This window comes from Corallococcus sp. AB018 (assembly GCF_003986945.1).
Lineage (GTDB): Bacteria > Myxococcota > Myxococcia > Myxococcales > Myxococcaceae > Corallococcus > Corallococcus exiguus.
In genome coordinates this window covers 22,084-28,167 of record NZ_RAWR01000142.1, presented here as the reverse complement: position 1 = coordinate 28,167, position 6,084 = coordinate 22,084, and the positions used below count along the sequence as shown (strand labels likewise).

General features: G+C 65.7%; 6 protein-coding genes and 2 pseudogenes. 6 read left to right on the top strand and 2 right to left on the bottom strand.

All coding sequences use genetic code 11. The features are described from left to right. Positions 1-322: 322 nt before the first annotated feature. Positions 323-1,651, top strand: a complete 1,329-nt coding sequence (locus tag D7Y11_RS27080) for a M12 family metallopeptidase (RefSeq protein ID WP_172808825.1) — start codon at positions 323-325, stop codon at positions 1,649-1,651. 201 nt (positions 1,652-1,852) lie between these two features. Here D7Y11_RS27080 and D7Y11_RS44470 read toward each other — a convergent pair. Continuing rightward, positions 1,853-1,966, bottom strand: a pseudogene (locus D7Y11_RS44470) (IS5/IS1182 family transposase); the annotation flags it as partial. Between the two features lie 510 nt (positions 1,967-2,476). On the opposite strand from D7Y11_RS44470, the gene D7Y11_RS45015 reads away from it, so the two are divergent. The 3 genes and pseudogenes from D7Y11_RS45015 to D7Y11_RS44460 all read left to right on the top strand — a co-directional run bounded on the left by D7Y11_RS45015 (position 2,477) and on the right by D7Y11_RS44460 (position 3,509). Beyond that, the gene (locus D7Y11_RS45015) at positions 2,477-2,611 is read left to right on the top strand and encodes a hypothetical protein (protein ID WP_255431138.1); all 135 of its coding nucleotides are present in this window, start codon (positions 2,477-2,479) and stop codon (positions 2,609-2,611) included. 15 nt (positions 2,612-2,626) lie between these two features. Beyond that, a pseudogene (locus D7Y11_RS44465) lies at positions 2,627-2,968 on the top strand (phophatidylserine decarboxylase associated domain-containing protein); the annotation flags it as partial. A gap of 55 nt (positions 2,969-3,023) precedes the next feature. Beyond that, positions 3,024-3,509 (top strand): phosphatidylserine decarboxylase, encoded by a 486-nt coding sequence (locus D7Y11_RS44460; protein ID WP_126935146.1) that lies wholly within the window; start codon positions 3,024-3,026, stop codon positions 3,507-3,509. Between the two features lie 99 nt (positions 3,510-3,608). On the opposite strand, the gene D7Y11_RS27060 is transcribed toward D7Y11_RS44460, so the two are convergent. Then, positions 3,609-4,547 (bottom strand): LysR substrate-binding domain-containing protein, encoded by a 939-nt coding sequence (locus D7Y11_RS27060; protein ID WP_233607405.1) that lies wholly within the window; start codon positions 4,545-4,547, stop codon positions 3,609-3,611. A gap of 59 nt (positions 4,548-4,606) precedes the next feature. Here D7Y11_RS27060 and D7Y11_RS45010 point away from each other — a divergent pair, with 59 nt between their 5' ends. Further along, positions 4,607-5,023 (top strand): cupin domain-containing protein, encoded by a 417-nt coding sequence (locus tag D7Y11_RS45010; RefSeq protein ID WP_126935144.1) that lies wholly within the window; start codon positions 4,607-4,609, stop codon positions 5,021-5,023. A 35-nt stretch (positions 5,024-5,058) separates the two neighbouring features. Further along, positions 5,059-5,958, top strand: a complete 900-nt coding sequence (locus D7Y11_RS27050; RefSeq protein WP_126935143.1) for an MBL fold metallo-hydrolase — start codon at positions 5,059-5,061, stop codon at positions 5,956-5,958. Positions 5,959-6,084: the final 126 nt, after the last annotated feature.

Genomic DNA, 6,084 nt, shown 5'->3' with positions numbered 1-6,084 from the left:
CCTTAGCGGAGGCGAACCGGATGCTTGGAGCCCCAAAGGCGCTGAAATGCCTCCCCCGCTTCCTGGTGGAGCCCTTGCGCCTGGGCTTGTCATGAACTGACGTTACGCCTGGAGCCCGAGGTCTAGAGTTAAAAGATGTACGGGGAATCCACATGTGTCCGTTCGCCTTGGCGCTCATGAGTCCAGACGCAGTGCATCCTCCATGCGGCGGAGTCTCCGGGGCATGTCGCGAATTGATGACGGTCCTTGATTTCAAACGACAAATGTCAGAGTGGTGTGGTTGTCTCCTGCTCCCCGGAATGCCTTCCGGAAAGGAGGCACCATGCTTCGAAGCACATTGAAGTCCGCGCTGGTTGCACTGTTCATCCCCAGCCTGCTCCTCACCGCCTGCGGTGAGGGATTGGAGTCGCGTCCCGCCCTGGACCCGGAGATGGCCCGAGTGCCTGCTGGCGCCCCGGTTCGCGAGGGCTACGCCTGGAACGCCGCGAGAGGGAAGTTGGTGCCAGTGAAGTACGCCGAGGTGGATGGCCTGGCCATCCTCGAGGGAGACATGGTTCTCGGCACGGTGGAGGAGATGGAGGCGCGCGTGCGCGAGGTGAATGCCCGGGGAGGTATCCACGCCCCGGGGGTCCATGCCCAGGGCGTGGCCATCACCGGAGCAAACTTCCGCTGGCCCAACTCCGAGGTGCCCTACACCATCGACGCGGCTGTGCCAAACCAGGCGCGAATCACGGACGCCATCAATCACTGGCAACAGCGTACGCACCTGCGCTTCGTGCAACGCACCGTGCTCAACGCGGCGCTGTACCCGAACTACGTCAATTTCCAGACGGGCACCGGGTGCAGTGCCCACGTGGGACGGATTGGTGGCAGGCAGATGGTGTCGCTGGAGGCCGCGTGCAGCACGGGCAACATCATCCATGAAATCGGACACGCCCTGGGTCTGTGGCACGAGCAGTCGCGCGAGGACCGCAATACCTACGTGCTCATCCGGCCCGAGAACATCACCGCGGGCTATGAGCAGAACTTCAGCCAGCAGATCGCCGACGGTGACGACATCCTCGCCTATGACTACGGCTCCATCATGCACTACCCGAGGACGGCGTTCTCGAGGAATGGGCTACCCACCATCGAGCCACTGGGAGGGCAGGCCATCGGGCAGCGCGATTCGCTGAGCATCACGGACGCGGCAACCGTGGCGCGTCTCTACTCGAGAACCATCTCCCTGCGTGCCTTGCGCGGCCACTACGTGGTGGCCGAGGGCGGCGGCGGCGGCGCGGTGAACGCTAATCGTGCCGGCGTGGGTCCCTGGGAGAAGTTCCAACTGGTGGACCGCAACGGGTTCGAACTGCAGACCGGCGACCTCATCCACCTGCAGACGGCCTCAGGTAACTATGTCATGGCCGTGAACGGTGGCGGCTCGGGGGTGACAGCCACCCCCACGGCGCCTGGCAACTATGAAACCTTCCGCATCTTGAAGATAGCCGGCACGGGCCTGCTCACCATCGGCACCGGAGACACCGTGGCCCTGTCGACGAACGATCTCCTCAACCCCCGCTACCTGTATGCCGATAACGGTGGCGACGGCTCGGTGTATGCCGCCGGCGCCGCCGTGGGGCAATGGGAGCAGTTCACCATCACCTTCTACTGAGGGACGGGATAGGGCCGAGGAACTCCGGGCGAAAGCAGACACGCGTCTGGGAGGGCGTGGTCGCGGGAAGTACCGTGGCCACGCCCAGGTCCTCGTAGATGAGGGCCGCTCCCGCCTTTGCCCATCCACTCCGTCCGCTCGGGGCGTGAGTGCGTCCGACCAGGGCGTGTTCGCAAATTTGAGCCAGAGGCGGATGGAGGCCAAGAGGACCATCGCCAAGTAGTTGGAGGCGCGCCTTTCGTAGCATGTTGCTTCCCTTCGATTCTGCTTCAAGCGATTGAAGAGACAATCGACCCGGCAGCGCTTGCAGTAGGCCGTGTGGCGAACGGCGCGAAGACGAGGCTGGTCAGCGGGAGGCCTATCGCGCCTGTGGAGCACTCGTCGTCCAGCCGGCCATTCGTTCGAGAATGCGGCACGCCTGGGGCTCGTGCGCGCCTCGCTCGCGTGCAGTGACGCAATGGGCGCCCACGACGTCAGTGGCGAGGCATTCGTGTGGCCACTTGTCCTCAATGATGAGGCCATTGAGTGACTGACTTTGGTATGGCCGCCGAACTTGATTGGAAAATTCTCTTTGCGGTCCTCTCGGAACGCGGTCCCCTTGCACCCACTGGAAGTCCACTACGCCGTCCCCATTCGACTCACGCTGGGTGGGCCAAAGTGCTGTCGGACTCGCGTGTTACAGAATGAGGGGCCATCGGCCATCCCGGACGCAAGGTGTTCGCTCAGAATTGTAGTGCTTTGGGGTGCGCGGTACGTTGCGAGGCGGCGCTCCGCTGTCTGTCTCTTGTTTGTGTGCATTTGCACTCTCACGAAAGGTGCCTTTCCATGAAGCGCGTCTCCTATTTCGAACTCCTCTCCAGGGTAGCTCCCGCTCAGGCCGCGTTGAGGGCCATGGAGTCCAATCGCCTGTTCGCGGAGAGCCCTCGCAAGCATCCCAAGGAGCTCGCGCCGTCCGTGTAGGCCTTGGTCGAGTATGTGAAGCGTCCCGAGAACGACTTCCTCCGCATCTACATCGGAAGCATGCTGGACGCGGCCAACCAGAAGAACCCGCTCAACATCAAGACTCCCGCGGACTTCTTCCAGCAACTCGACAACGCGCTCTACAGCCTTCCGAAATACGATGCGAACTTCATGGCCGCGCTGCCGTTCTACACGGTCCTGCAGCCCTTCATGGAGAACGGCCCCGGCTGGGCCTTCTTCACCAATGAGGGAATCCGGCCCTACTTCTCCGCGATCCTGAAGGCCTATCACGACAAGCTGGAGACGCCCGCCTCCCTCGCCTACATGAACGACTCGTCCGGGAACTGGCTCAGCGCGGACGCCCGGGAGTACCAGAGCCTGGACGATTACGTCTATTCCCCCTCCGCGCCGCATGGCGGCTTCAAGTCCTGGGGTGCAGATCGTCCTGATGCCCTTCAACTACCACCGGTGGCACTCGCCGGTGAATGGCCGGATCAAGAAGGTGCGGACGGTCCCCGGCTTCTTCTTCGCGCAGCCGGCACCGCAGCAGGACTACGCGTCGTCGTTCCCCTTCCTCAGCCACGTCAACACCCGGACGGTTCTCTTCATCGAGTCCGAGAATCCGGCCATCGGAGAGGTCGCCATGGTCTTCGTGGGGCTGACGGAGGTGTCCTCGTGCGTGGCGACGGTCAAGGCGGGTGACCTGGTGCAGCGGGGCGACGAGATTGGCCACTTCGCGTTCGGCGGATCGACCTGCTGCACCCTGTTCGACCGGTCGAAGATCGCGTCCCTCAGCATCACGGACAGTCCCGAGCTGGGCGACGGCGGCGGCGGCGGGTCTGGGGAGAAGCTCGATAACGTCGTGATGGTGAGGCAGAACATCGGGCTCGCGCTGTAGTAGCGATCTCGGTGTCCACGAGACGTGAACGAACTGTGGGCACCAACTCTCGGCTTTCCTCTCAGAGGACTCAAACGCTCTGAGGGGCCGAAAGCCGAGTCACACACCCATGCGCGGCGGCACGCCTCGCCGTGAGGCAGCCCGTGGCCTTGCTTTGCCGTGGAGGGAGAAGCGCTCGCGGAGCAACTGGATGAAGTGGGTCAGTGGAGCGGGGCGCTGGCGGGATGCGCGGGTGACGGCGCTCCAGCGGCGTCTGATTCCCCGAGGGGTGAGCCGGACGGTCCGCAGTCCATGGCGCTGGTCCGGCAGCATCCATTGAGGCAGCGCCGTCACGCCGATACCGCCACGCACCAGCTCGATCAGTGCCTCGGTGAGGGGGACGGGGGATACCCGGTGCGGCTCGATGCCCGCGGGCCAGAGCACGCGCGTGAAGACATCGAGCTGCTCCCGAGGCGCGGCATAGGTGAGCAGGTGCTCCCTCACCAGGTCCTCCGCCGTGACATGTTCCCGCCGCGCCAGCGCGTGGTCCTCGGGGACCACCAGCATGAGCTCGTCCTCGAAGAGCGCGGTCTGTGCCAGACGGGCCTGCGGCGGGACGTCGGTGGTCAAGGCGAGATCCAGCTCGCCATTCAGCAGCGCCCCAAGAGGCTGACGCGTGGCCTCCAGGACGATGCGCAGCTCGACGCGTGGGTGCTCGGCCTGCCACCGCCCCAGGATGGGCGGCAGCCAGCCATACACCGTGTAGCAGCCCGTGCTGAGCCGGAGCAGGTCGTCCTGCGGGTGCGCACGGCAGACCGCCTCGGCCTGGGCCACCTCGCTCAGGACCCGCCGTGCGGAGAGGAGCAGCTTCTCGCCTGAGCCGGTCAGGAGCAGGCGGCGCAGGCGGCGCTGGAAGAGCTGCACGCCCAGGCGCTCCTCGGCATCACGGAGTTGATGGCTCAGTGCCGAGGACGTGAGGTGAAGCTGCCGGCTCGCCGCGGCCAGGCTTCCAGTGTCGGCGACCGCGGCAATCAGCTTGAAGTGACGGAGCTCGAGCATGCCGGTCAGCTTCACATGAGCCCGGTTCAGCATCATCGCGAAATCGTTTCGCTGCGCTCATGGAATGGGTCCCCTTAACGTGGGTGTCCCAGCGCCAGGAGCACGGACGGATGACCCGGTCAGACAGCTTCCCGAGGATTCAGAGCCTTGCCGTACCCCCATGGTCGTCCGTGCGGATCGACGACATTGAACCGGTCGTCGTCGGCCCCGGCTGCCTTCGGAGGGACTTGCCAGGTCCTCGCGACGTGAGGGTCTGGGTCGTGGACATGGCTCCCGGGAGTCAGTGGCCCTGGGTGGACGTCCACGACACCGGCGAGGAGGTCCTCGTGGTGAGCGGTGAGCTCATCGAAGGGGAGCAGCGCCTGGGGCCGGGCTCATACCTGTTCTTCCCGCCGGCAAGCCGTCATCAGCCGCGGACCGAGACCGGCGTGCGTCTCTTCGGCATCAACCTCGTGGCCTCCCCGGGGGCTCGGTGAGCCAGGACGCCCTGACTTCCTTCTCTCCATTCCGGATGGAACCCTCGAACACGGAGGGACTGGGCAAGAGGGCCCGGCCTTCGCGGACGGGCCGTCGGGACTTCCTGCGTGCGGCGGTGGCGCTCTCCGCGGGCGCGGTCCTGCTCCCCCCTGGGACGGGCCGTGCGACGAAGCCTGTCGACAGCGCCGCGCTTCGCGCCCAGCGGTTGGCCTGGGCCGGAGTGCGGCTGCGGCTCGGACAGGACACGCTCTTCCTGGACCCGTTGAGCGACCCCACCGTGTGGGGGGCCGCGCTGAAGGACCCGCTCGTCCCGTTGGACGTGAGCGACGGGGGCCGCTTCGTCCTGGTGACGCATCGCCATCCCGACCACTTCGACCGGGTGGCCGTCCGTCAGGCGCTGGGGGACAGCGGGACGCTGGTGTGCGCCCCGGACATGGCCGCGGCGGCTTCCGCGTCGGGATTCCGCGTGCGGTCCGCCCCGCTCTACGAGCCCCTCTTGCTCAATGACTTCACCGCCACCGCCGTTCCCGCGGTGGATGGCTATGGGGATCCCCAGGTTTCGTGGATCGTCTCCGGTGGAGGCCGCCGCATCATCCACTGCGGCGACACGCTGTGGCATGGCTCCTGGTGGCACATCGGGCGACAGTTCGGCCCCTTCGATGCGGCATTCCTGCCTATCAACGGGGCGCGCTTCGGCTGGCGCAAGCCCGTGAGCGACGTGCATGCCGTCCTGACGCCGGAGCAGGCGGTGGCCGCGGCCGTGGTGTTGGGATCAAAGCTCCTCGTGCCCATCCACTACGGCCTCGCTGCCTCCGAGGACTACCAGGAGGTCCCGGACGCGGAAGCGCTGCTTCTGGCCGCCGCGCGCACGCGGAAGGTGAACGTGGAGTTGGCACGTCCGGGGGAGTGGCTGACCTGGCGGGCCCGGACCTGACACGAACCTCGAGGCCGGGGCGTGCCCTTGTTGACTCCGAATTCTGGGTAGACCGTCCGACGATATGAATGACGCAACATGAGGCGTGGGGACGCCGGACGTGAGTGATAGGAGATGAGGCGGCCC

What these genes read in the sequence shown, in the direction of transcription:
- D7Y11_RS27080 (WP_172808825.1), top strand. Translation starts at nt 323, where the DNA reads ATGCTTCGAAGCACATTGAAGTCCGCGCTGGTTGCACTGTTCATCCCC.
- D7Y11_RS45015 (WP_255431138.1), top strand. Translation starts at nt 2,477, where the DNA reads ATGAAGCGCGTCTCCTATTTCGAACTCCTCTCCAGGGTAGCTCCCGCT.
- D7Y11_RS44460 (WP_126935146.1), top strand. Translation starts at nt 3,024, where the DNA reads ATGGCGGCTTCAAGTCCTGGGGTGCAGATCGTCCTGATGCCCTTCAAC.
- D7Y11_RS27060 (WP_233607405.1), bottom strand. Translation starts at nt 4,547, where the DNA reads ATGCTCGAGCTCCGTCACTTCAAGCTGATTGCCGCGGTCGCCGACACT.
- D7Y11_RS45010 (WP_126935144.1), top strand. Translation starts at nt 4,607, where the DNA reads ATGGAATGGGTCCCCTTAACGTGGGTGTCCCAGCGCCAGGAGCACGGA.
- D7Y11_RS27050 (WP_126935143.1), top strand. Translation starts at nt 5,059, where the DNA reads ATGGAACCCTCGAACACGGAGGGACTGGGCAAGAGGGCCCGGCCTTCG.